Consider the following 22,545-nt stretch of genomic DNA (forward strand, 5'->3'; position numbering starts at 1 on the left):
GGGGCGGAGCTGCCGCGCTGGCCTAGGATTGACTGCCATGACGACTTCTGTGGATCTGAGCCAGTCCTTCAAGGCCTATGACGTGCGTGGCATCGTCGGGGATACGATCACTGAGGGATCGGTCCGGGCCGTGGGTGCGGCCTTCGTGGACGTGCTGGGCCTGGCTGGTTCGCGGGTGCTGGTCGGTGGGGATATGCGTCCGTCCTCTCCCGGGTTCGCCCGGGCCTTCGCGGAGGGGGCCACTTCCCGCGGGGCGGATGTGGTGATGCTGGGCCTGATCTCCACGGACATGCTGTACTACGCCTGTGGCGTGGAGCAGGCCGCCGGGGTCGTCTTCACCGCTTCCCACAATCCTGCCGCCTACAACGGCATGAAGATGGCCCAGGCCGGCGCCGTGCCGGTGTCCTCGGATACCGGACTCTACGAGATCCGTGATGTGGCCCAGCGCTACCTGGAGGCCGGTGAGATCCCCGCGGTGGAGACCACCGGTGTGGTGAGCGAGCAGGACCTGCTCGCCGCGTACGCCGCCTACCTACGCTCCCTGGTGGATTTGTCCGGGATCCGGGAGTTGAAGGTCGTGGTGGACGCCGGCAATGGGATGGCCGGGATGACCACCCCGGCCGTCCTGGGGGACACCGTGCTGGAGGGTCTGCCCCTGCAGATCGAGCCGCTGTACTTCGAGCTGGACGGCACCTTCCCGAACCATCCGGCGAACCCGCTGGAACCGGAGAACCTGCGGGATCTGCAGGCCGCCGTGGTGGCCCACGGCGCGGACCTGGGCCTGGCCTTCGACGGCGACGCCGACCGCTGCTTCGTGATCGACGAGACCGGTGAGCCGGTCTCTCCCTCGGCCGTGACCGGTCTGGTGGCCCGCCGCGAGATCGCCCGGGCCCGGGCCGGGGACACCGTCAACGGGGCCGTGCAGGCCCCCGAGGCCGAGCCGGTCATCATCCACAACCTCATCACCTCCCACGCCGTGCCCGAGCTGGTCGCGGCCGAGGGTGGCCGGGCCGTGAAGACCCGGGTGGGGCATTCCTTCATCAAGGCCGTCATGGCCGCCGAGGGCGCCGTGTTCGGCGGGGAGCACTCCGCGCACTACTACTTCCGCGACTTCTACAACGCGGACACCGGCATGCTCGCGGCCATGCACGTGCTGGCCGCCCTCGGCACCCAGCAGACGCCGCTGTCCGAGCTGGCCGCGGAGTACGACCCGTACACCGCCTCCGGCGAGATCAACTCCGAGGTCGAGGACAAGGCCGGTGCCGTGGCGCGCGTGCTCCAGGCCTTCGCCCCGTCACTGGCCGCCGACGCCACCACAGCCGGCGAGGACACGGTGTCCGCGGCCGTCGACGCCGAGGATCTCGCCGGGACCGGGGTGCTCGTGGACCGCATGGACGGCACCACCGTGACCGCGGTGGACGGCACCTGGTGGTTCAACCTGCGCCCCTCCAACACCGAACCCTTCCTGCGCTACAACGGCGAGGCCCACGACGCCGGCACCATGGCCCGCATCCGCGACACCGTCCTGGACCTCGTCCGCCAGGACGCCTGAGTCACTCTCCCGGCCTGTCCGGGGTGCGGGTGATCCGGACGCGTCCGACCCGGTGGCCGTCCATGTCCAGGACCTCCAGGCCTGCCTCCTCGGCCTCCACCCGGTCCCCTGCCTCGGGGACGCGTCCCAGGCTGGCCATGACGAAGCCACCGACGGTCTCGTAGGAGCCGTCATCCGGTAGTTCGACGCCGGTCTGCTGGGCCAGCTCCTGCAGGATCAGCCCGCCGTCCACCTCGGCGTCCTCTCCCCACTCCAGGGCGTTGTCCTCCGCGGCCAGGCTGTCATCGAACTCGTCGTAGATGTCCCCGACGAGTTCCTCCAGCAGGTCCTCCAGCGTGACGATCCCGTCGGTGCCACCGTATTCGTCGATGACCAGGGCGATCTGGTTGCCGCTGGAGCGCATGCGGCTCAGAGCCTGCAGCACGTCTACCGTGCCGGGCAGCACGGTGATCTCGCGGGCGATCCCGGCCAACGGCGTCGACGGGTCCGGCACCCGCAGCAGGTCGCGGATGTGGATGAAGCCCAGGACGTCGTCCGAGTCGTCCCCGGTGATGGGATAGCGCGAGTTGGGCAGGTCCGCCAGCTGCCGCATGGCCTCGGCCACACTGAGCTCCCCGGACAGGAAGTTCACCTCGGGCCGCGGCCGCATGACTTCCACCACCGTGCGGTCGGCGGCGTCGAACACGGACTGCAGCACGTGCCGGTCCGTGTCCTCGAGGGCCTCCGACGTGCTGACCATGGAGCGGATCTCCTCGGCGGAGACCGCCTCCTGGTGGGCCTTAGGATCGCCGCCGAGCAGGCGGACCACCAGGTTGGTGGACACCGAGAGCAGCCAGATAGCCGGTCGCATCAGGACGGCGAAGGCTCCCAGCGGCGGAGCCAGGACCGACGTGAAGCCCACCGCGTTCTGCATCGCCAGACGCTTCGGCACGAGTTCACCGAACACCAGGGACAGGTAGGCGATGACCAGGGTCATGCCTACCAGGGCCACGGTGCTCGCGGCCTGCTCCCCCAGCCCCCAACCGACCAGGACGGGCGTCAGGTCCGGTGCGATCGTGGAGGCCCCATAGGCCGAGGAGAAGAAGCCGGCGACGGTGACGCCGATCTGCACGGCGGACAGGAACAGGTTGGGGTCCCGGACCAGCGCCGCGGTCTTGGCACCCCGCGGTCCGCTGTCCTCGATCGCCTGGATCTGGGACTGCCGCAGGTTGACGATGGCCATCTCCGTGCCGGCGAACACGCCGCCGATGAGCACGAAGAGCAGCACGAGGGCCACATTCAGCAGGGTGTTGAGGTCCATGGGACCACGGTATCTTCCCGCGGGCTGGTCAGCCGTTCAACGCCAGGACGTAGGGCAGGACCCCACTGGCGCCGGCCGCACGGAGCACGCGGCCGGCCTCGGTCAGCGTCCAACGACTGTCCGTGCGATCGTCGATGAGGAGCACCGGGCCGTGCTGCCCGGCCGCCCTGGCGGAGGCCAGCTGGGAGGCCAGCTCCTCCGGCACGGAGAACATCCGCCAGACCGAGGCCAGCCGAAAGGCGCTGTTGCCCCCGGACTCACCGCGGGGCCCACCGTCCACGAGGTCGAGGGAGCCCAGGTACGGCAGGCGGCCGATCCGGGCGAGGCCCTCGGCGAAGGAACCCACCAGTTGAGGACGGGCGCGGGAGGGCACCGAGACCACCGCGATGGGCCGTTCCGCCCAGTCCCAGGACGCCAGGACCTGGACGGCCCCCTGCAACAGGTCCTGCTCCACGGGGGCGTCCTGGACGCCGGTCTCCGTGGCGGCGAACAGGCTGCGCAGACGTCCACCCCAGCCCAGGTCCGTCAGCCGGGCCACGGCCCGCCCCTCGCCCACCTGGGACTCCTCCGGGATGCGGCCCTTCAGCGGCACCCCCAGCCGGTCCATGCCGCTGGGCCAGCTCCGGCGCGGCTCGATGGGCACCCCCACCCGGCCCAACGCCTTCGAGGCACTGCCCTTGGCCGTCTCGTCGATGCCCGTGGGGAACCACGGCCCGACGCAGTTGTCACACCGGCCGCAGGGCGCTGCCTCCGGATCATCCAGGACGTGTGAGAGGAACTCCATGCGGCATCCGGACGTGTTCTCGTAGTCCAGCATGAGCTTCTCTTCGGCCAGACGGGCCTGGGCTACCCGGCCATAGCGTTCGCCGTCATACGTCCACGGTTGCGCGGTCCGCTGCCAACCGCCTTGGGTGCGTTCCACGGCGCCGTCCACGGCCAGGACCTTGAGCAGCAGCTCCAACGGGGTGCGCTTCAGATCCACCCGGGTCTCCAGCGCGGGGACGGACAGCGGTTTCCCGGCGGCCTCCAGCTCTCCCAGTACGGCCCGGGCCCGGTGCTCCTCCGGCATGGACGTGGTGGCGAAGTAGCGCCAGATCTCGCGGTCCTCGGTTCCGGGCAGCAACAGCACATCGGCGTGGTCCGTGGCACGGCCGGCGCGGCCGACCTGCTGGTAATAGGCCACCGGGGAGCTGGGTGCGCCCAGGTGGACCACGAAGCCCAGGTCCGGCTTGTCGAATCCCATCCCCAGGGCGGAGGTGGCGACCAGGGCTTTGACCCGGTTGTCCTTCAACGCCTGCTCAAGTTCAGCCCGCTGTTCCGGATCCGTCCGACCGGTGTAGGACACCACTTCATGGCCGGCGTCCCGCAGGGCACGCGCGGTGTCCTCGGCGGCCGAGACGGTGAGCGAGTAGACGATGCCGGACCCGGGCAGCGAGCCCAGGTGGGTCAGCAACCAGGCGAGCCGGCTGGCCGGACTGGGCATGCGCAGCACCCCGAGCCGCAGCGAGGAACGGGCCAGCGGGCCGCGCAGGACGAAGACCTCCCCCGAACCGTCTGCGCCGGCCACGCCGAGCTGTTCGGAGACGTCCTGGACCACCCGCTCATTGGCCGTGGCCGTGGTGGCCAGCACCGGCACACGGCGGTCACCGGCACCGGGCAGTTGGGCGATGAGGTCCCGGATCCGCCGGTAGTCCGGACGGAAATCGTGGCCCCAGTCCGAGATGCAGTGCGCCTCGTCCACCACCAGCATTCCGGTCCGGCGGATGAGGTCCGGTAGCTGCACGTCCCGGAACTGCGGGTTGTTGAGCCGCTCGGGGGACACCAGCAGCACGTCCACCGTGTCTGCGGCGAGCCGCTCCCGGATCTGGTCCCATTCGGTGGCGTTCGCGGAGTTGATGGCCTCCGCGCGCACCCCGGCCCGGGCCGCGGCGGAGACCTGGTCCCGCATCAGCGCTAGCAGCGGGGAGACGATCAGCGTGGGGCCCGCGCCCCGTGCCCGCAGCAGCAGGGAGGCCACGAAGTACACCGCGGACTTGCCCCAGCCGGTCCGCTGGACCACCAGGGCGCGGCGCCGATCGGCCACCAGGGCCTCGATCGCCTCGAACTGCCCCGGGTGGAAGTCCGCGTCCTCCCGGCCCACCAGCCGGCACAGGACCTCACGGGCCTCGGCCCGCAGGGCCTCCCGGGCCGTCAAGGTCTCGCCAGCGTAGTCACCGTCATCGTCGTTGTGCGCCATGCGGCCAGTATTCCAGCCGGGACGGACACCCCAGCACCCGGTGGGCCGAACGGTGGAGGAGACGGCCGGCGTCGTGCCCTGTGGAGGAGGCGGCCGGCGCGTGGTCCGGCCCGGTTAAACGCCCCCGCCCGGTACCGAACCGGTACCGGGCGGGGCGCTGCCAACGGCAGTCGGCGGAATCAGCCGTTGACGCGCTCGCGCAACCCGTCCAGCTGACCGGCGATGGACGCCGGCAGGGAGGCGCCGAAGCGGGCGAACCACTCCTCGATGGAGGCCACCTCGTCCTTCCACTCCTCGGTGTCCACGCGGAGGGCGTCCTCGAGGTCGGCGTCAGAGAGGTCCAGGCCGGTGAGGTCCAGCGCGTCCGGGGTGGGGACGTAGCCGACCGGGGTCTCGGTGGCGTCCGCCGTGCCCTCGAGGCGCTCCACGACCCACTTCAGCACGCGGGAGTTCTCCCCGAAGCCGGGCCAGGCGAAGCCGCCGTCCCGGTTGCGGCGGAACCAGTTGACCAGGTAGATCTTCGGCAGCTTGGCCTGGTCCACCTCGCCGGAGACCTTGACCCAGTGCTCCAGGTAGTCGCCCGCGTCGTAGCCGATGAACGGCAGCATGGCCATCGGATCGCGGCGGACCACGCCCACGGCGCCGACGGCGGCAGCCGTGGTCTCCGAGGAGAGGGTGGCGCCCTTGAAGATGCCGTCCTCCCAGTCGAAGGACTCGGTCACGAGCGGGATGGTGGTCTTGCGGCGGCCGCCGAAGAGGATCGCATCCAGCTTGACCCCGTTGGGCTCGTGGTACTCGTCCGCCAGCATCTCGGTCTGGTCGATCGGGGTGCAGAACCGGGAGTTCGGGTGGGCCGCCGGGGTCTCGGACTCCGGGGTCCAGTCGTTGCCCTTCCAGTCGGTCAGGTGAGCCGGGACCTCGTCCGTCATGCCCTCCCACCACACGCCGCCGTCATCCGTCAGGGCGACGTTGGTGAAGATCGAGTTGCCCTGTGAGATGGCCTTCATGGCGTTCGGGTTGGTGCCCCAGCCCGTGCCGGGGGCCACGCCGAAGTAGCCAGCCTCCGGGTTGACCACCCGGAACTCGCCGTCCTTGCCGGGGCGGATCCAGGTGATGTCATCACCCAGGGTCTCCGCCTTCCAGCCCTCGATGGTCGGATCGATCAACGCGAGGTTGGTCTTGCCGCAGGCCGAGGGGAACGCGCCGGAGATCGTGTAGGACTTGCCCTCCGGGTTGGTCAGCTTGAGGATCAGCATGTGCTCCGCCAGCCAGCCCTCGTCCCGGGCCATGACCGAGGCGATGCGCAGCGCGTAGCACTTCTTGCCCAGCAGGGCGTTGCCGCCGTAGCCGGAGCCGTAGGACCAGATGGAGCGCTCCTCGGGGAAGTGCACGATCCACTTGGTCTCGTTGCAGGGCCATGCCACATCGGCATCCCCCTCTTCGAGCGGGGCGCCGACGGAGTGCAGGGCCGGGACGAAGAACGCCTCGGTCTCCTCCATCTTCTTCAGCACGTCCGTCCCGATGCGGGCCATGATGCGCATGGAGTTCACCACGTAGGCGGAGTCCGTGATCTCGACGCCGAACTTCGGGTCATCGGCCTCGAGGTGGCCCATGACGAAGGGGATGACGTACATCGTGCGGCCGTGCATGGATCCGGCGAAGGTGTCCTTGAGGATGCCCTTCATCTCGGACGGGTCCATCCAGTTGTTGGTGAAGCCGGCGTCCTCCTCCTTCTCGGAGCAGATGAACGTCCGGTCCTCGACGCGCGCCACATCGGCAGGGTCGGAGAAGGCGGCGTAGGAGTTCGGGAACTTGTCCTCGGAGAGCTTGACGAACGTGCCCGCCTCGACCAGTTCGCCGGCCAGGCGATCGTATTCCTCCTGGGAACCATCCACCCAATACACGGAGTCGGGCTCCGTGAGCTCGGCAACCTCCTTCACCCAGTCGAGAAGCTTGCCGTAACTGGTCGGCGCTTCCGCCACAGCGCGATCTGCGAACGCGAGTGAGGAGTTTTTGGCCATGGGGGTCCTCCATTGGGTTGCGGGTGCATTCCGGTTGGGCACAAGGGAATGCGGCCGTCAGCGGCCGGCACTCCATTGTGCGTACACCGTCTCCACGACTCATTCTACCCACGGAGATTTCGCAGACGTCTCGGTGACGCCACCTGACATGTACGCACCCCGGCCCGGCGGACGACGGCGGCGCACCCGGCCCGCACCCGCGGCCCGACAGCGCGGTCCACCCGCGCGGCGCAACCCCGAATCCGAATTTGGCGAACGACCACCGGGCCGGTATAGTCTTTCAAGGCCGATCGCGGTCGATGCGCCCTTAGCTCAGCTGGATAGAGCGTCTGTCTACGGAACAGAAGGTCAGGGGTTCGAATCCCTTAGGGCGCACCCAGAGGTCTGATTCATCAGACCAGCTCAGACCCGGATCCACGGCGGATCCGGGCTTTTGCTGTCGAGCGCGGCCGGCGGGGGTGAGACCCGGCCCCGACGTCAGGGGCGGGGCACCACGAAGTGGGTCATCCGCGCGTCGCGCCCGTCCAGTGACGCCCACTCCCCCGGCACCGCGAAGACTTGCAGGCCCAGGGTGGGATAGCGCTCCGCCATGGACACGACCGCCTCCTCGTCGGAGTCCACGGAGGCGATCCGCATGCCCAGGTCCTGCACCCACGGCATGTGCCCGACGACCATCAGCGACCGCACCCGTTCCTCGGTCTCATTGATCACGGCCAGGGCACGGGCGGCATCAGCCTCGTAGAGACGCGAATCCAGATAGGGGGTCGGAGCCTTCTCCCCCAGCTCGCTGCAGACCCAGGTGCAGGTCTGGCGGGTGCGCACGGCATCGGAGCACAGGATCATGTCCGGATACACGCCCTGGTTCACCAGCCACTCGCCGGCGGCGGGTGCCTCGCGATGGCCGCGGCCGCCCAGGGGGCGGTCGTGGTCATTCACGCCGTCCGGCCAGTCCGACTTGGCATGGCGCAGGAGGATCAGCGTCTTGTCACCGGAGGTGTCGATACGGTCGGGCGTCACGGTGTCGGCAGGCATGCGGCCAGCCTACGTGCCCGCCCTGGCTCAGATGCTGTATTCGGGGGCGGCCCAGACAACCACTTCGGGGTGCTCGTAGAAGCGGTACCCCTGACCGCGCACGGTCCGGACCGTGCCGGAGAGCCGGCCCAGCTTGGACCGCAGCCGGCGGATGTGGACGTCGATGGTGCGCTCGTTCGGCACCTCATCCGAGTTCCTCCACAGGGACTCGAGCAGTTCGTCACGGCCCACGGTCCGGCCGCCGTTCTCGACGAGGTAGTTCAGCAGCTCGAACTCCTTGTAGGTGAGGTTCAGGCCCTCACCGTCCAGCTGGACCTCGCGGCGGGCGAGATCGATCAGGACGCCCGGTTGACGGGTGGAGACGGGGGCAGGGGCCTGGAGCAGGTCCGGTCGGGTGCCCTGCTGGATGGTCGGATCCCCGAGGACCTGGCGGACGACCTCAAGGTCGGAACCGGGGGCGCCGGCCGGGGCGATCGCGACGGCCGCCGCAGACTGTGAACCCGGTACCAGTGATTCGACATAGTGGCGCAGCTCGTTGGCCAGCCGGGTCAGCGAGGTCCCGGCGGCCGAGGCGGCCGACTCGTCCATGCCCACATAGATGACGAAGCCGCGGGCCTCGGTTTCCGTCGCCACCGCCTGAGGACCCGGGATCCCGTTGGGGGCCAGGACCGGCAGCGGTGCCGTCTGGGGCGCCGGCGACTCGGCCTCCCCGGCGGGCTCCACGACAGCCTGGACCGAGTGGAGCTGCCGGCTGGCCGGCGTCCCATAGGTGCCGCCATGCTCACGGTAACTGCGGACCCGTGCCGCACGACGCTGGGCGTTGCGGACCGAGATGTGGACGTATCCCTGGGGACTGGTTGTCATGTCGATGAATCCTTGCGTCAGTGTCCTGTTCGGCGTGAGGGCTGCGAGTCAGGCCGGATCACGGCCGTTCCCCGCTGCAGACACCCCGGACAGGAGCCGGCCCAGCCCGACTGCCGGCACCATCGCCGAACAGTCGTCGCCCCCGAGGGGACCGCCGAGTCGCGGAAGTTCATGTGACAACACTCGGCCGTCACATTCGTTCCTGGCAAGTAACAATGGGACGGGAGTCTCACTATGTGAGACGAATGCGGCTATTCGTGAGCAAGGTCACAGCCGTTCGGGGTGGTGGGACGTCCTTTGCGGCACTTCTGGGGCAACTTACTGCCAACCTCCGGCGTTCGCACTTTTGTTACTGCGCCGCTGACCGCCTCGAACTACTCCGCCAGGCCGTAGAGGCGGTCGCCGGCGTCGCCGAGTCCGGGGACGATGTAGGACTGCTCGTCCAGGCGCTCGTCGATCGCGGCCAGGTAGATGTCCACTTCCACGTCCGCCAGCTCGCGCTCCAACCGGGAGATCCCCTCCGGAGCGCCCAACAGGCAGATGCAGGTCACCCGCTGCGCGTTGCGGGCGTACATGAACCGCACCGCCTCCACCAGGGTCCCCCCGGTGGCCAGCATGGGGTCCAGCAGGAAGACATGGCGGTTCGTGAGATCCGCCGGCAGCCGTTCCGCGTAGGTGACGATGTCCAGGGTCTCCTCGTTCCGGGCCATGCCCAGGAATCCCACCTCGGCAGAGGGCGCCATCCGCACCATGCCCTCGAGCATGCCCAGGCCCGCCCGCAGGATGGGCACCACCAGCGGGGTCGGTTTGGCCAGCGCGACGCCGGTCATCCTCGCCACCGGGGTCTCGATCTCCACGGGCTGGACCTTCACGTCCCGGGTGGCCTCGTAGGCCAGCAGCATGACGAGCTCCTCGGTGAGCTGCCGGAAGATCATCGACGGTGTCTCCTTCTTGCGGAGAACGGTCAATTTGTGGCTGACGAGCGGATGTTCCACGAGCTGTACGCGCATGGGCACAACCCTACCGGGCGCCCGGGCCCGGCCATCGGCCGCCGGGCCGCCGATCCGGCACGGGACGGCTAGGGTCGGCCCATGAAGACCTCGCACCACGAGTGGATGGGTGCGGCCCTGGACCAGGCCCGTGCCGCGCTGGAGACCTCCGACGTGCCGATCGGCGCCGTCGTCGTGGGCCCGGATGGGACCGTCCTGGGCACCGGACGCAACGAGCGCGAGGCGACCGGGGATCCCACCGCACATGCCGAGGTGCTCGCACTGCGCGAGGCCGCGTCCGCGCGTCGTGAGGCGGGCGATGGGGACGGTTGGCGGCTGTCCGACTGCACGCTGGTGGTCACCCTGGAACCGTGCGCCATGTGCGCCGGGGCCCTGGTGCTGGCGCGCATCCCCCGGCTGGTCTTCGGGGCCTGGGACCCCAAGGCGGGTGCGTGCGGATCCGTGTTCGATGTGGTGCGGGAGCCCCGGCTGAACCACTGGGTGGAGGTCCATGCCGGCCTCCGCGAGGAGGAGTGCGCCGGGCTCCTGACCGACTTCTTCCGGGAGCACCGCTCCTGAGCCGTGCGCGCCAACGGAGTGGTTTGGGCGGGGCTGGCCCCCTCCGGTACAGTGGTGCGGTCTGGTGACGTGTCCGAGCGGCCGAAGGTGCAACACTCGAAATGTTGTGTAGGTTCACCCCTACCGTGGGTTCAAATCCCACCGTCACCGCCAGTTGAGAAGGCCTCCACGGCCCGGGATCCCCGGGAGGTGGAGGCCTTCTCGCATGTCCGGCCCGGGGCGGAACCAGCGGAACAAATCGGGGCCCCCCGGTGCTATGCCAGTGGTGCACACGGCAGACGACCCCGTCGAAAGGCAGCGCAGATGACCGGAACCTCCCAGACGACCCCTCCCCCGACGGCGGCCGAGATCGACCGGTGGCGTGAGGACTTCCCTTTGCTGGCCACCGAGGTGAACGGCCATCCGCTGGCCTACCTGGACTCGGGCGCCACGTCGCAGAAGCCGCGGGCCGTGCTGGAGGCCGAGCGCGACTACTACGAGAACCTCAATGCCGCGGTCCACCGCGGCGCCCACACCCTGGCTGCCGAGGCCACCGTGCTCTTCGAGGATGCCCGGGCCACGGTCGCCGAGTTCGTGGGTGCCGAGGAAGACGAGATCGTCTGGACCTCCAACGCCACCGAGGCGCTGAATCTGGTGGCCTATGCGTTCTCCAATGCCAGCGCGGGCCGCGGTGGCCCAGCCGCCGAACGCTTCCGGCTGGGCGCCGGGGACGAGATCGTGGTGACGGAGATGGAGCACCACGCCAACCTCATCCCCTGGCAGGAGCTGGCCTTCCGCACCGGCGCCACCCTGCGCTACCTTCCCGTCGGCGACGACGGCGCCCTGCGGACGGAGGCGGCGGACGAGGTCATCACCCCCCGCACCCGGCTGCTGGCCTTCACCCACGTCTCCAACGTCCTGGGGCTCATCAACCCGGTCGAGGACCTCGTGGCCCGGGCCCGCGCCGTCGGAGCGCTCGTGGTGCTGGACGCCTGCCAGTCCGTCCCGCACCTGCCCGTGGATCTGAAGGCACTCGATGTGGACTTCGCCGCGTTCTCCGGTCATAAGATGCTGGCCCCCACGGGCATCGGCGCCCTCTACGGCCGCCGAGAGCTGTTGGCGGCCATGCCCCCGTTTCTCACCGGCGGCTCCATGATCACCACGGTCACCATGGAGGCCGCGGAGTATCTGCCGCCCCCGCAGCGTTTCGAGGCCGGCACCCAGAAGGTCTCGCAGGCCATCGCCCTGGCCGCCGCCGTGGAGTACCTGAAGGGCATCGGCATGGACCGCATCGCCGCCCATGAGGACGAGCTCGGTGCCCGCCTGCTGGCCGGGCTCGCCGAGATTCCCGGCGTGACGGTACTGGGCGGATCCGCGCCGGGACCGCGCGTGGGCGCGGCCAGCTTCGACCTCGCCGGGGTGCATGCCCACGACGTCGGCCAGTTCCTGGACGATCAGGGCATCGCCATCCGCGTGGGCCACCATTGCGCCCAGCCCCTGCACCGGCGGCTCGGGTTCACGGCCTCCACCCGGGCCAGCACCTACCTCTACAACACCACCGAGGAGGTGGACCGCTTCCTGGAGGGGGTGGCCGCCACCGCGAACTTCTTTGGAGTGAAGGCGTGAGCTCGTCCGAACTGCAGAACCTGTACCAGCAGGTCATCCTCGACTACTCGAAGAATCCCTACGGCGTGGGCCTGCTGGGCGGCGCGGCCGGACAGTCGCACCAGCTCAACCCGACCTGCGGCGATGAGATCACCCTCGAGGTGCACCTGAGCGGCGAGGGGGCCGGCCGGGTGGTCGAACGGATCCGCTGGGAGGGCCACGGCTGTGCGATCTCACAGGCCTCGGCCTCCCTGCTGACCGAGCTCGCCGAGGGGCTGACGGTGGAGGACCTGCGCACGCGCATCGACGCCTTCCGCACCGCCATGCAGTCCCGCGGCAAGATCGCCCCGGACGAGGACCTGCTCGGCGACGCCGTGGCCCTCGGCGGGGTCTCGCGCTACGTGGCCCGGGTGAAGTGCGCGATGCTCGGCTGGGTCGCCGCCGAGCACGCTCTCGTGGAGGCCGACGTCCGCTAGTTCTTGCGGTAGTTCTCCCGGGCGAAGGCGGAGTACGGGGCCGGCTCCACGGTGGCGCGGATCCGCACCTGGCGGTGGTTCTCCACCGAGGGCTTGGCGGAGGGCGTCGTCTCGCCCCACACCACGGTGACCTCGGTTCCCGGGGCGGCAAAGTCATCCTCGATGCTGGCCAGCGAGACGAACGCGTGCTCGTTGGTGAGGTAGCCGGCGTCGTGCGAGATCCCGACGTCCCGGCCGTCCACCAGGACCCGGTCCACCTGATACTGGCCGTAACGCGCCTTGGGCACGTCGATGTACTTCGCCGGAACCCCCGGCTCGAACTGGGTCTGGATCGCGGCGGCGACGTCCTCCGGCCGCCACACCAGGGTGACCTTCTGCCGCTGCTGCTCGGCCGCGTGGCGCTCCAGGGCAGCCTTGCCGATGAACTCGTGGTCGAAGGACACGCTCCGTCCATAACCGAGGTCGTACGGAGTCAGGTAGTAGTCCTCCACCGCCGTCGAGTCGACGCTGCCGGCGAGGGATCCGGCCCGGCTGGCCGGCAACCACTCGCGGTAGGCCTCGGTGCCCTCGCCGCTGAAGATCGCCGGGAACGGAGACGGCACCCACGCGGACTCCAGGTTGGAGGAGGAGTAGGCCTTCGAGCCGACCTGGACCAGGTCCAACCCCTCCCCGGCGGTGAGCAGGGCCGCCCGGACCCGCTCACCGTCGGCCCAGGGGCCGAACAGCTCGAAGCCCGGCTGTCCCGCCATGCCATGACGCAGCGAGCGGACCTGGACGCCGTCGATCTCGAAGGTGGCCATGCCGAAGAACCGCGTCTCCGGGACCGCGGCACCCGTGACCTTCTCCATGAGCTCGAGCGCGCGGGGCCCCTGGACCTCGAAGCGGTACTGCTTCGGATCCCCCTGGCGGACGGCGGAGCTGGCATCACGCTCGAAGGTGACGTCATAGTTGCCCTTCTCCCCGTGGTACTGCACCCAGTCCAGGACCATGTGCCAGCCGACCAGGTCGAAGGAGTCCTCCTCCAGGTAGAACAGGATGGCGTCGCCGATCAGGTAGCCCTCGTGGTTGACGGCGATGAACTGCTTGGCCTTGTTGGGGGCGAACGTCGCGAAGCTGTTGACGCCCACGTCGGAGAGCAGCCTCAGCGCGTCCGGGCCGGTGATGAACAGGTCGGTCATGTGGTGCGACTGGTCCAGCAGCGCCACCGACGTCCGCCAGGACTGCTGCTCCGAGCGCCAGTTGCTGAACTCCGGCTGCACCGGGAAGACGGTGGCCTTGGACGGGGCGTTGCGCAGGTACTCGACGGGCGAGCCGGCACGGGCGACGGCCGCAGCCAGGGACTCGGGTTGCTGGTGGGACATGAAGGACTCCTCGGAGGACGGCGGTACGCGGATGGCGATGTCACCGTCAGCCTACGTATAGTCCTGGGAGTTGAGCATAAGAATTGCTTATCCCCCGTTCTCGCAGATTGAGTGGCCGAACCATGGACCTGAACCTCTTGCGGACCTTCGTGGCCGTGTACGAGTCGCGGAGCCTCACCTCGGCCGCCGCCCGGCTCTATGTCACCCAGCCCGCTGTGAGCCAGGCCCTGACACGCATGCGACGCCAGTGGGATGACCCGCTGTTCCACCGGGTGGGTCGGACCATGGAACCCACGGCGGCGGCCCAGTCGATCTACCCGTCGTTCCGCGACGCCTTGATGACCATCGACCGGGCCCTGGACGCGGTCCACTCCTTCGATCCCGCCACCTCGGACCGCCGCTTCACCGTCGCCATGTCCGAGCTGGGCGAGATCGGCTATGTCCCGGCGCTGTTCGCCGCCGTCCGGGCCGCCGCCCCGGGCATCGGGATCGAGGTGGTCTCGCTGGATTTGGAGCTCCTTCCCGACTGGCTGGCCCGGGGGACGGTGGACCTGGCCGTGACCTCCCTGCCGATCTCCGGGGCCTTCGAACACCAGGTGCTGAAATCGGAGCGCTATGCCGTGCTCATGGGCGAGGACCATCCGCTGACAGCACCGCCTCTGACACTGAAGGACTACCTGAAAGCCGACCATGCCGTGGTGGCCGGGGATTCCGGGCGGCCGGCCCTGGACGCGGCGCTCGGCAGGCTCGGCGCGCCGATCCGGCCGGCGGTGTCCGTGCGTCATTTCGCCTCACTGCCGCCGCTGCTGTCCGCGCCGAACCGCCTGATCGCCACCGTCCCGGCGTCGATCGCCCGGGGCTGGGCGGAGACCTGGCCCGTGGTCCTGCGGGACCTGCCCTTCGAGCTGCCCGGAGTCGAGATCTCCCTGCTGAAGCGGACCACCAGTCAGCACACCGCGGCGCTCGACTGGTTCCACGGCACCGTGTTGCGCGCCCTGCGCGGCGATCCGGGCGAGTTCTCCTCCATCGGGGCGCGGAAGCCCCTCGACTCGAGATCCTGACAGGATGGTCTGATGAGCGTGAAGGTCCTGGCCATCGGCAAGAAGCACGAATCCTGGGTGGCCGACGGCATCGACCGCTACGTCAAGCGGCTCAAGAAGCCCTTCGACGTCACCTGGCAGCTGCTCCCCCACTCCTCCCGCGAGGGCGACGCAGCGCGCGAGGAGGAATCGGCCCGCATCCTGACCAAGGTCGGCGAGCGCGACCACCTGATGCTGCTCGACGAACGCGGCACCCACCTCGACTCTCCCGGCCTGTCCCGCCTCCTGCAGGGCCGGTTCGACGCCGGCCAGAGCGTCACCCTCGTCATCGGCGGCGCCTACGGCGTGGACGGCTCCGTGCACTCCCGCGCCAACACGGTCTGGTCACTGTCCCCGCTCGTCTTTCCCCACCAGCTCGTGCGCCTGATCGTGTCCGAACAGCTCTACCGCGCGCAGGAGATCGCCGGCGGCCGGCCGTACCACCACGTGTAGGGCGGGGGACCTGAGTTCTTACGCGGCCGGGCCGGAGTCCTGCACCAGGAGGTTCGGGTGGACCTGGGTCCAGCCCTGATCCGCCAGCACCGATGTATCGTCGCCGTCGCGGAACACAGCAGCCGCGCCCGTGCCGTAGTCGAGCATCAGAACCGCCGCATCAGCCGGGGCGCCCTGAGAGGGCCCTCCACAGGCCAGCGCCCCCGGCTCCACCACTGCGAGGCAGAGACCACCATCGAGCTCCGGATCCCGGGGTTCGGCCAGGTAGTAGGTCACGCCATCGTGCTCGGCCACGAAGCGCACGCTCTGCGGATCGATGCCCTCCCACGCGTCGGGCTCCAGCGGCCCGGCCCCGACATCGATCGAATCGGCATCCGTCGCAGGCTCGTCGAGGAGGGCGATCCCGGTCTCGCTCTCGCTGCATCCGGTCACCATCAGCAGGGCTCCGAGACCCAGCATCCACCCGATCCTGCGCTTCATCGTCGCTCCCGGCTGCTCAGCGGTTCATGGTCCACCCACCCTAGAGGACCGGTCGAAGAGTGTCCGGGGCCCGGCGTAGCATGGCCGCGATGGCCCGAGATTCCCGACCCGACGCCGCTGATCCCGCGGCGGACGCGGTGCTTGACCGTTTCACCCCTGCCACCCGCGAGTGGTTCGAGGGGGCCTTCGCCGCGCCGACGACCGCCCAGCTCGGCGCCTGGGATGCCATCTCCTCCGGTCAGCATGCCCTCGTGGTCGCGCCCACCGGCTCGGGCAAGACCCTCTCGGCCTTCCTCTGGGCCCTCGACGGGTTCCTGCGTTCCCCCTCAGCCACGAGCGTCCAGCACGCCGAGAAGGCCGAGAAGAAGCCCAAGAGCCAGACCCGCGTCCTCTACATCTCCCCGCTCAAGGCCCTCGGCGTGGATGTCGAGCGCAACCTGCGGGCACCCCTCATCGGCATCACGCAGACGGCCAAGCGCCTCGGCGAGTCCGCGCCGGAGGTGCGCGTGGGCGTGCGGTCCGGGGACACCCCGGCCCGCGAGCGCCGCCAGCTGGCCAGCCACCCCCCGGACATCCTGATCACCACGCCGGAGTCGCTTTACCTCATGCTGACCTCCCAGGCGCGGTCCACCCTGGCGGGGGTTCAGACGGTGATCGTGGATGAGGTCCATGCCGTGGCCGGGACCAAGCGGGGTGCCCACCTCGCGGTCTCCCTCGAACGGCTCGATGCCCTGCTGGCGAAGCCCGCACAGCGGATCGGGCTCTCGGCCACGGTGGAGCCGAAGGAGGAGGTCGCCCGCTTCCTCGGCGGCCTCCAGCCGGTGCGCGTCGTGGCCCCGGCCTCCACCAAGTCCTGGGACGTGCACGTCACCGTCCCGGTACCGGACATGACCGAGCTGCCCTCGGCGCCCTCCGCGCACGATCTGGGACCGGGGTCCGGGCTGCAGACGAACGCCTCGATCTGGCCGCACGTGGAGGAGCGGATCGTCGACCTGGTCGAGGCGAACCGCTCCACCATCGTCTTCGCCAACTCCCGCCGGCTCGCCGAGCGGCTCACCGGCCGCCTCAACGAGATCTGGGAGGAACGTCAGGCCACGGAGCCGGCCCCGGAGACGCCCGACGCCGGCCGGTCCGGTTCCCCGGCCCAGCTGATGGGCGGCGCGGGTCAGTCCGCCGGCCATGCCTCCCAGGGAACCGGCACCGAGTTCGCCCGCGCCCACCACGGTTCGGTCTCGAAGGAGCAGCGCGCCCTCATCGAGGACGCGCTCAAGTCCGGCCAGCTGCGCTGCGTGGTCGCCACCAGCTCGCTGGAGCTCGGCATCGACATGGGCGCGGTGGACCTGGTCATCCAGGTCGAGTCGCCGCCGTCCGTGGCCTCCGGGCTGCAGCGCGTGGGCCGCGCCGGCCACCAGGTCGGCGAGACGTCCTCCGGCTGGTTCTTCCCCAAGCACCGCGGGGACCTGGTGGACACCACCGTGGTGGTCGAGCGCATGCTCGCCGGCCGGATCGAGTCGATGTCCATCCCGGCCAACCCGTTGGACATCCTCGCCCAGCAGACCGTGGCCGCCTGCGCCCTGGACGAGCTTGACGTCGAGGCCTGGTTCGACCTGCTCCGCCGCTCCGCCCCCTTCGCGACCCTGCCGCACTCCGCGTTCGAGTCGGTGCTCGACCTGCTCTCCGGCCGCTACCCCTCCGACGAGTTCGCCGAGCTGCGCCCGCGTGTGGTCTGGGACCGGGAGGCCGGCACCCTGTCCGGCCGCAACGGCTCGCAGTGGCTGGCGGTCACCTCGGGCGGGACCATCCCGGACCGCGGCCTCTTCGGCGTCTTCCTCGCCGGCACCGAGGACGAGAAGGCCGGCGACACCACCGCGGGCGGTGCCGCCAAAGCCTCCGCCGGCACCGCCCGCACGGGCGGACGCCGGGTGGGCGAGCTCGACGAGGAGATGGTCTACGAGTCCCGCGTGGGAGACGTGATCGTCCTCGGCGCCACGAGCTGGCAGATCCAGGACATCACCCATGACCGGGTCCTCGTGATCCCCGCCTTCGGGCAGCCGGGTCGACTCCCGTTCTGGCGGGGTGATGCCGAGGGCCGTCCCGTCGAGCTCGGTGAGGCGGTCGGGGCCTTCCGCCGCGAGGTCGGCGCCGGGAAGCCGACGTCCGAGCGGCTCGCAGCGGCCGGACTGGACGAGTGGGCCCAGGACAACCTGACCGCCTATCTGACCGAACAGCGTGAGGCCACCGGACAGCTGCCCACGGAGAAGACCCTCGTGGTGGAGCGGTTCCACGACGAGCTCGGGGACTGGCGCGTGGTGCTGCACTCCCCCTTCGGGATGCCGGTGCACGCGCCGTGGGCGCTGGCCGTCGGCGCCCGGCTGCAGGCCCGGTACGGGATGGACGGCTCCGCGATGGCCGCCGACGACGGCATCGTGCTGCGGGTGCCGATGATGGAGGACGAGCCCCCCGGAGCGGACCTGTTCCTCTTCACGGCGGAGGAACTCGAGGAACTCGTCACCGCGGAGGTGGGCGGTTCGGCGCTGTTCGCCGCCCGGTTCCGGGAGAACGCCGCCCGGGCGCTGCTCCTCCCTCGCCGGGATCCCGGCAAACGCACCCCCCTGTGGCAGCAGCGCCAGCGCTCGGCCCAGCTCCTGGAGGTCGCGCGGAAGTACCCGCAGTTCCCGATCATTCTCGAGACCGTCCGCGAATGCCTGCAGGACGTCTACGACCTCCCGGCCCTCAAGGACCTCGCCACCCGGATCGAGGCGAAGTCGCTGCGGCTGGTGGAGACCACCACCCAGACCCCCTCGCCCTTCGCCCAGTCGCTGCTGTTCGGCTACGTGGCCCAATTCATCTACGAGGGTGACTCCCCCCTGGCCGAGCGCCGGGCCGCCGCCCTCTCCCTGGACCCCGGCCTGCTCAACGAGCTGCTGGGACGGGCCGAACTCCGGGACCTGCTGGACCCGGCCGTCATGGCCACGGTGGAGGCGGACCTGCAACGGCTCTCTCCGGACCGCCGGGTCAAGGGCGCCGAGGGACTCGCGGATCTCCTCCGCCTGCTCGGCCCCCTGACCGCCGAGGGCGCCGCCGCCCGCTTGCGCCCCGCAGAGTCCAGCGATCCCGCAGGGACCAGCGATGAGGGGGCCGACGCGGCGATCGGCTTGCTGGACCAGCTCGTCAGCGCGAACCGGGCCCTGAAGGTCAGGATCAACGGCGAGACCCGGTATGCCGCCGTGGAGGACGCGGCCCGGTTGCGCGATGCCCTCGGCGTGGCCCTGCCCCTGGGCCTTCCCCTGGCCTTCATCGAGCCCGTCGAGGATCCGCTCGGCGACCTCGTTTCCCGCTACGCGCGCACCCACGGGCCCTTCACCGCCGCCGAGGCCGGGGTGACGCTGGGGCTGGGCGCCGCCGTCGTGCTTCAGGTCCTGCAGCGGCTCGCCGCCGAACACCGCGTGACCGAGGGGCAATTCCGCCCCGCGGCCGGCCACGGCGCTGACGGGGACGGCTCCCGGCCCACCGGCCCGCACGAGACCGAGTGGTGCGAGGTCGAGGTGCTGCGGCGCATCCGGCGGCGGTCCCTGGCGGCGCTGCGGGCGGAGGTGGAACCGGTCGAGCAGGCCGCCTATGCCCGGTTCCTCGCCGACTGGCAGCACCTGTCCCCGGCCCGTGGCGGCGGGTCACCGGCCACGCTGTCCGGGATCGACGGGGTGGCCGCCGTGCTCGACCAGCTCTCCGGCGTCCCCGTGCCCGCCAGCGGGTGGGAGAGTCACGTCCTGCCCTCCCGCGTCCGCGACTACGCGCCGGCCCTCCTGGACGAGCTGCTGGCCAGTGGCGAGTTCCTCTGGTCCGGCACAGCCGCCGCCAGTGGCAATGATGGCTGGGTCGCCTTCCACAGCGCCGAGTCCGCGGACCTGTCCCTGACGCGGAGTCAGGACGTCGAGCTCGGTCCCGTGCACCGGGCCCTGCTGGAGGTGCTCGACGGCGGCGGTGCCTGGTTCTTCGGTCAGCTCGCCGAGCGGGCGCGCACCGTCCTCGCTGCCGCGGAGGTCACGGAGGTCACCCGCGACGCACCGGCGCCGCGGGTCTCCTCCGGGGACCTCCTCCACTCCCTCTGGGACCTGGTCTGGGCCGGGCTCGTGGGCAACGACACCTTCGCCCCGATCCGCGGGCTGTTGGGTCAGGGCCGCACCGCGCACAAGTCCAGGTCACGGTCGCCACGGGCGCGGCCGGCGCGGCCCGGCCGCGGCGCGAGACTGTCCCGGTTGAAGCGACTCCAGGAGGCCTCCGGCAGCCTCGGCGCTGACGCGGGAGGGACCGACTCACTGGCGCGTCCGGCCGGTGGCCTGCCCGCGGACCTGGGGCCGATGGACGTGGCCCGGGCCGCCGGCCGCTGGTCCCTGCTGCCCGAGCCCTCGTCCGATCCGACCGTCCGGGCGCACGCCACCGCCGAGTACCTGCTGGACCGCTATGGCGTCATCACCCGCGGCTCCGTGGTGGCGGAGGAGGTCCCCGGTGGCTTCGCCACCCAGTACCGGCTGCTGACCCGCATGGAGGAGGCCGGGCAGGTCCGCCGCGGCTACTACGTGGAGCACCTCGGCGCCGCGCAGTTCTCCACGGGGGCCACCGTGGACCGGCTGCGCGGATTCGCCCAGCAGGACGTGCCGGCCGCCCAGCCCCAGCACGCCGGGGCACCGTCGCCCTGGCAGGATGACCGCGCCGCGCCCGCCCCGCAGGCCGTCGCGCTGGCGGCCACTGACCCCGCCAACCCCTACGGCGCGGCCCTGCCCTGGCCGGAGCTGCCCGCCAACCCGGACGGTGTGCGGCCGACCGGGCAACGCCCCGGGCGGAAGGCGGGCGCCGTCGTCGTCCTCGTGGCCGGCGAACTGGCCCTCTACGTCGAACGGGGTGGGCGCACCCTGCTGCTGTTCTCGGACGAACCCTCGGCGCTCGGCGCGATGGCCACGGCGTTGGCATGGGCCCTACGCACCGCGCGGGTGGAGAAGATGTCCCTGGAGAAGGTCAACGGTCTGCCGATCACGGGCACTCCCCTGGCCACGGCACTGGCCGAGGCAGGGTTCTACTCGTCCCCGTCCGGGCTTAGGTTTAGGTCATGAGCGAGACACCGCAGACCGGCACCCCCGCAGTACCCACCGCCCCGAGGGCGACCCCGTTCCTCATGTTCGAGGGTCAGGGCGGGCAGGCCATGACCTTCTACGTGGAGACCCTGGCCCCCTACATCTCCGGGACCGAGGTGACCCGGCTGGAGCGCCGGACGGCCGAGTCTCCCGAGGCCGCCGACAACCCGGACCTGGTCGGCACCGTATACGCCGGGGAGTTCACCGTGGCCGGCACCCCGTTCCGGGTCTTCGACTCGCCACCGGGGCATCAGTTCAGCTTCACCCCGTCGATCAGCATCTTCGTGGAGCTCCCCGGCGGCGGGCCAGACCCGCAGGCCGAACTCGATGCGGTCGATGCCCTGGCCGGCGAGCTGTCCTCGGACGGCGGCCACGCCCTGATGCCGGCCGACGGCTACGGCTTCTCCCGCCGCTTCGCCTGGGTCGCCGACCGCTGGGGCGTCACGTGGCAGCTGAACTGCGCCTGAGGCATGCCCGAAGGTGACTCCCTCGTCCGGCTGGCCGACCGGCTGCGTCCGGTGCTGGAAGGCCAGGAGCTGCTCCGCTCCGATTTTCGCGTCCCCCGCCTGGCCACCGTGGACCTGAGCGGCAGCGCCGTGCGATCGGTGCGGCCCCGGGCCAAGTACCTCCTGCTCGAGGTCGATGCTGCCGAGGGACTGACCGCGCTCTCCCACCTCAAGATGGAGGGCCGCTGGGAGACGTACACCCGGGTGGACGGCGCCGGGTCCCCGGTCACGCCGCGCTGGCGCCATCCCGGGTGGCAGGCCCGGTGCGTGCTGGAGACGGCCCGTCACCAAGTGGTCGGGTTCCAGCTGGGACTGCTCGAGGTCCTGCCCACCGCGGAGGTCCCGGACCGGCTGGGCTTCCTCGGTCCCGACCTGCTGGACCCGGAGTGGGAACACCCGCACCGCGCCGGCGAGCTGAGGGCGGAAGCGGTCCGGCGGCTGCTCGCGAACCCGGAGCGGCCCCTTGGACTGGCCCTGCTGGACCAACGGCTGCTCTCCGGCATCGGCAACATCTACCGCTGCGAGGCCCTCCTGCTGGCCAGGCTGGACCCGCACCGGCCGGTCTCCTCCGTCCCCGACCTGCCGGGCCTGGTGGACCTGGCCCGGGACCTGATGCGTGCCAACACGGCGCCGGCCCCGCCCGGCCGGCCGGCACCCCGGCGCACCACCACGAGCGTGGTGCCCGACGACGGCGCCCCCTACGGCGTGCGCGTCATGCTCCCCACGGCCCGGCCGGAACGGCGGAACACACCGCCATACTGGGTCTACGGCCGCCAGCGCGAGGGGTGCCTGCGCTGCGGCGGTCCGGTGACGGTCGGGGCTCTCGGAGACGGGACCGTGGAACGTACCCTGTACTGGTGCAGGCAGTGCCAGCGGTGACCGTTCCGGCACCGCGGCACGTCCG

Annotated in this window: 17 protein-coding genes and 2 tRNA genes; 11 read left to right on the forward strand and 8 right to left on the reverse strand. The window is 70.7% G+C overall.

What is annotated here, in order from left to right:
- The first annotated feature begins 37 nt into the window (after nt 1-37).
- A complete protein-coding gene (gene manB, locus AB0333_RS11915; RefSeq protein ID WP_366218887.1) occupies nt 38-1,552 on the forward strand; it encodes a phosphomannomutase/phosphoglucomutase in 1,515 nt (504 codons plus the stop codon).
- Between the two features lies 1 nt (nt 1,553).
- Here manB and AB0333_RS11920 read toward each other — a convergent pair whose 3' ends face one another.
- The 3 genes from AB0333_RS11920 to AB0333_RS11930 all read right to left on the reverse strand — a co-directional run bounded on the left by AB0333_RS11920 (nt 1,554) and on the right by AB0333_RS11930 (nt 7,109).
- Nucleotides 1,554-2,852 carry a hemolysin family protein gene (locus AB0333_RS11920; RefSeq protein ID WP_366218888.1) on the reverse strand — a complete coding sequence of 433 codons (1,299 nt, stop codon included), beginning with the start codon at nt 2,850-2,852 and terminating at the stop codon, nt 1,554-1,556.
- A 28-nt stretch (nt 2,853-2,880) separates the two neighbouring features.
- Nucleotides 2,881-5,088, reverse strand: coding sequence for a DEAD/DEAH box helicase (locus AB0333_RS11925; protein WP_366218889.1), 2,208 nt, complete (start codon nt 5,086-5,088; stop codon nt 2,881-2,883).
- A 179-nt stretch (nt 5,089-5,267) separates the two neighbouring features.
- Nucleotides 5,268-7,109, reverse strand: coding sequence for a phosphoenolpyruvate carboxykinase (GTP) (locus tag AB0333_RS11930; protein WP_366218890.1), 1,842 nt, complete (start codon nt 7,107-7,109; stop codon nt 5,268-5,270).
- Between the two features lie 301 nt (nt 7,110-7,410).
- On the opposite strand from AB0333_RS11930, the gene AB0333_RS11935 reads away from it, so the two are divergent.
- Nucleotides 7,411-7,484: transfer RNA gene (locus AB0333_RS11935), tRNA-Arg, on the forward strand.
- Nucleotides 7,485-7,586: 102 nt separating this feature from the next.
- Here the strand turns inward: AB0333_RS11935 and AB0333_RS11940 are convergent.
- The 3 genes from AB0333_RS11940 to upp all read right to left on the reverse strand — a co-directional run bounded on the left by AB0333_RS11940 (nt 7,587) and on the right by upp (nt 10,015).
- Nucleotides 7,587-8,141 carry a histidine phosphatase family protein gene (locus AB0333_RS11940; RefSeq protein ID WP_366218891.1) on the reverse strand — a complete coding sequence of 185 codons (555 nt, stop codon included), beginning with the start codon at nt 8,139-8,141 and terminating at the stop codon, nt 7,587-7,589.
- Between the two features lie 27 nt (nt 8,142-8,168).
- The gene (locus AB0333_RS11945; protein ID WP_366218892.1) at nt 8,169-9,005 is read right to left on the reverse strand and encodes a winged helix-turn-helix domain-containing protein; all 837 of its coding nucleotides are present in this window, start codon (nt 9,003-9,005) and stop codon (nt 8,169-8,171) included.
- A gap of 374 nt (nt 9,006-9,379) precedes the next feature.
- Nucleotides 9,380-10,015, reverse strand: a complete 636-nt coding sequence (gene upp, locus AB0333_RS11950) for a uracil phosphoribosyltransferase (RefSeq protein WP_159548901.1) — start codon at nt 10,013-10,015, stop codon at nt 9,380-9,382.
- Between the two features lie 81 nt (nt 10,016-10,096).
- Here upp and tadA point away from each other — a divergent pair, with 81 nt between their 5' ends.
- The 4 genes from tadA to sufU all read left to right on the forward strand — a co-directional run bounded on the left by tadA (nt 10,097) and on the right by sufU (nt 12,633).
- A complete protein-coding gene (gene tadA, locus AB0333_RS11955) occupies nt 10,097-10,573 on the forward strand; it encodes a tRNA adenosine(34) deaminase TadA (protein WP_366218893.1) in 477 nt (158 codons plus the stop codon).
- Between the two features lie 63 nt (nt 10,574-10,636).
- Nucleotides 10,637-10,726: transfer RNA gene (locus AB0333_RS11960), tRNA-Ser, on the forward strand.
- Between the two features lie 150 nt (nt 10,727-10,876).
- A complete protein-coding gene (locus tag AB0333_RS11965) occupies nt 10,877-12,178 on the forward strand; it encodes a cysteine desulfurase (protein WP_366218894.1) in 1,302 nt (433 codons plus the stop codon).
- Complete coding sequence (gene sufU, locus AB0333_RS11970) at nt 12,175-12,633, forward strand: Fe-S cluster assembly sulfur transfer protein SufU (protein WP_366218895.1); 459 nt, start codon at nt 12,175-12,177, stop codon at nt 12,631-12,633. The genes AB0333_RS11965 and sufU overlap by 4 nt, the downstream gene beginning before the upstream one ends.
- Here sufU and AB0333_RS11975 read toward each other — a convergent pair.
- Nucleotides 12,630-13,994: an aminomethyl transferase family protein gene (locus AB0333_RS11975; RefSeq protein WP_366218896.1), complete on the reverse strand. Its 1,365-nt coding sequence runs from the start codon at nt 13,992-13,994 to the stop codon at nt 12,630-12,632. The genes sufU and AB0333_RS11975 overlap by 4 nt on opposite strands.
- Nucleotides 13,995-14,116: 122 nt before the next feature.
- On the opposite strand from AB0333_RS11975, the gene AB0333_RS11980 reads away from it, so the two are divergent.
- Both AB0333_RS11980 and AB0333_RS11985 read left to right on the forward strand, forming a co-directional pair.
- Nucleotides 14,117-15,055 carry a LysR family transcriptional regulator gene (locus AB0333_RS11980; RefSeq protein ID WP_366218897.1) on the forward strand — a complete coding sequence of 313 codons (939 nt, stop codon included), beginning with the start codon at nt 14,117-14,119 and terminating at the stop codon, nt 15,053-15,055.
- A gap of 12 nt (nt 15,056-15,067) precedes the next feature.
- Nucleotides 15,068-15,526 (forward strand): 23S rRNA (pseudouridine(1915)-N(3))-methyltransferase RlmH, encoded by a 459-nt coding sequence (locus AB0333_RS11985; protein WP_366218898.1) that lies wholly within the window; start codon nt 15,068-15,070, stop codon nt 15,524-15,526.
- Between the two features lie 18 nt (nt 15,527-15,544).
- On the opposite strand, the gene AB0333_RS11990 is transcribed toward AB0333_RS11985, so the two are convergent.
- Nucleotides 15,545-15,985: a hypothetical protein gene (locus AB0333_RS11990; RefSeq protein ID WP_366218899.1), complete on the reverse strand. Its 441-nt coding sequence runs from the start codon at nt 15,983-15,985 to the stop codon at nt 15,545-15,547.
- 110 nt (nt 15,986-16,095) lie between these two features.
- Between AB0333_RS11990 and AB0333_RS11995 the strand changes: the two genes are divergently transcribed.
- From AB0333_RS11995 to AB0333_RS12005, 3 genes are read left to right on the forward strand one after another with little or no spacing between them, the layout of a single operon-like run.
- The gene (locus AB0333_RS11995) at nt 16,096-21,114 is read left to right on the forward strand and encodes an ATP-dependent helicase (protein WP_366218900.1); all 5,019 of its coding nucleotides are present in this window, start codon (nt 16,096-16,098) and stop codon (nt 21,112-21,114) included.
- Nucleotides 21,111-21,602: a VOC family protein gene (locus tag AB0333_RS12000; RefSeq protein ID WP_366218901.1), complete on the forward strand. Its 492-nt coding sequence runs from the start codon at nt 21,111-21,113 to the stop codon at nt 21,600-21,602. Before AB0333_RS11995 ends, AB0333_RS12000 begins: the two co-directional genes overlap by 4 nt.
- Before the next feature lie 3 nt (nt 21,603-21,605).
- Nucleotides 21,606-22,520 carry a DNA-formamidopyrimidine glycosylase family protein gene (locus tag AB0333_RS12005; protein WP_366218902.1) on the forward strand — a complete coding sequence of 305 codons (915 nt, stop codon included), beginning with the start codon at nt 21,606-21,608 and terminating at the stop codon, nt 22,518-22,520.
- The last annotated feature ends 25 nt before the right edge of the window (nt 22,521-22,545 follow it).

The organism is Citricoccus sp. NPDC079358 (assembly GCF_040702545.1).
Classification (GTDB): domain Bacteria; phylum Actinomycetota; class Actinomycetes; order Actinomycetales; family Micrococcaceae; genus Citricoccus.

Excerpts from the sequence above, each read along its gene's own strand:
- manB (WP_366218887.1), top strand. The coding sequence starts at position 38 with ATGACGACTTCTGTGGATCTGAGCCAGTCCTTCAAGGCCTATGACGTG.
- AB0333_RS11920 (WP_366218888.1), bottom strand. The coding sequence starts at position 2,852 with ATGGACCTCAACACCCTGCTGAATGTGGCCCTCGTGCTGCTCTTCGTG.
- AB0333_RS11925 (WP_366218889.1), bottom strand. The coding sequence starts at position 5,088 with ATGGCGCACAACGACGATGACGGTGACTACGCTGGCGAGACCTTGACG.
- AB0333_RS11930 (WP_366218890.1), bottom strand. The coding sequence starts at position 7,109 with ATGGCCAAAAACTCCTCACTCGCGTTCGCAGATCGCGCTGTGGCGGAA.
- AB0333_RS11940 (WP_366218891.1), bottom strand. The coding sequence starts at position 8,141 with ATGCCTGCCGACACCGTGACGCCCGACCGTATCGACACCTCCGGTGAC.
- AB0333_RS11945 (WP_366218892.1), bottom strand. The coding sequence starts at position 9,005 with ATGACAACCAGTCCCCAGGGATACGTCCACATCTCGGTCCGCAACGCC.
- upp (WP_159548901.1), bottom strand. The coding sequence starts at position 10,015 with ATGCGCGTACAGCTCGTGGAACATCCGCTCGTCAGCCACAAATTGACC.
- tadA (WP_366218893.1), top strand. The coding sequence starts at position 10,097 with ATGAAGACCTCGCACCACGAGTGGATGGGTGCGGCCCTGGACCAGGCC.
- AB0333_RS11965 (WP_366218894.1), top strand. The coding sequence starts at position 10,877 with ATGACCGGAACCTCCCAGACGACCCCTCCCCCGACGGCGGCCGAGATC.
- AB0333_RS11975 (WP_366218896.1), bottom strand. The coding sequence starts at position 13,994 with ATGTCCCACCAGCAACCCGAGTCCCTGGCTGCGGCCGTCGCCCGTGCC.
- AB0333_RS11980 (WP_366218897.1), top strand. The coding sequence starts at position 14,117 with ATGGACCTGAACCTCTTGCGGACCTTCGTGGCCGTGTACGAGTCGCGG.
- AB0333_RS11985 (WP_366218898.1), top strand. The coding sequence starts at position 15,068 with ATGAGCGTGAAGGTCCTGGCCATCGGCAAGAAGCACGAATCCTGGGTG.
- AB0333_RS11990 (WP_366218899.1), bottom strand. The coding sequence starts at position 15,985 with ATGCTGGGTCTCGGAGCCCTGCTGATGGTGACCGGATGCAGCGAGAGC.
- AB0333_RS11995 (WP_366218900.1), top strand. The coding sequence starts at position 16,096 with ATGGCCCGAGATTCCCGACCCGACGCCGCTGATCCCGCGGCGGACGCG.
- AB0333_RS12000 (WP_366218901.1), top strand. The coding sequence starts at position 21,111 with ATGAGCGAGACACCGCAGACCGGCACCCCCGCAGTACCCACCGCCCCG.
- AB0333_RS12005 (WP_366218902.1), top strand. The coding sequence starts at position 21,606 with ATGCCCGAAGGTGACTCCCTCGTCCGGCTGGCCGACCGGCTGCGTCCG.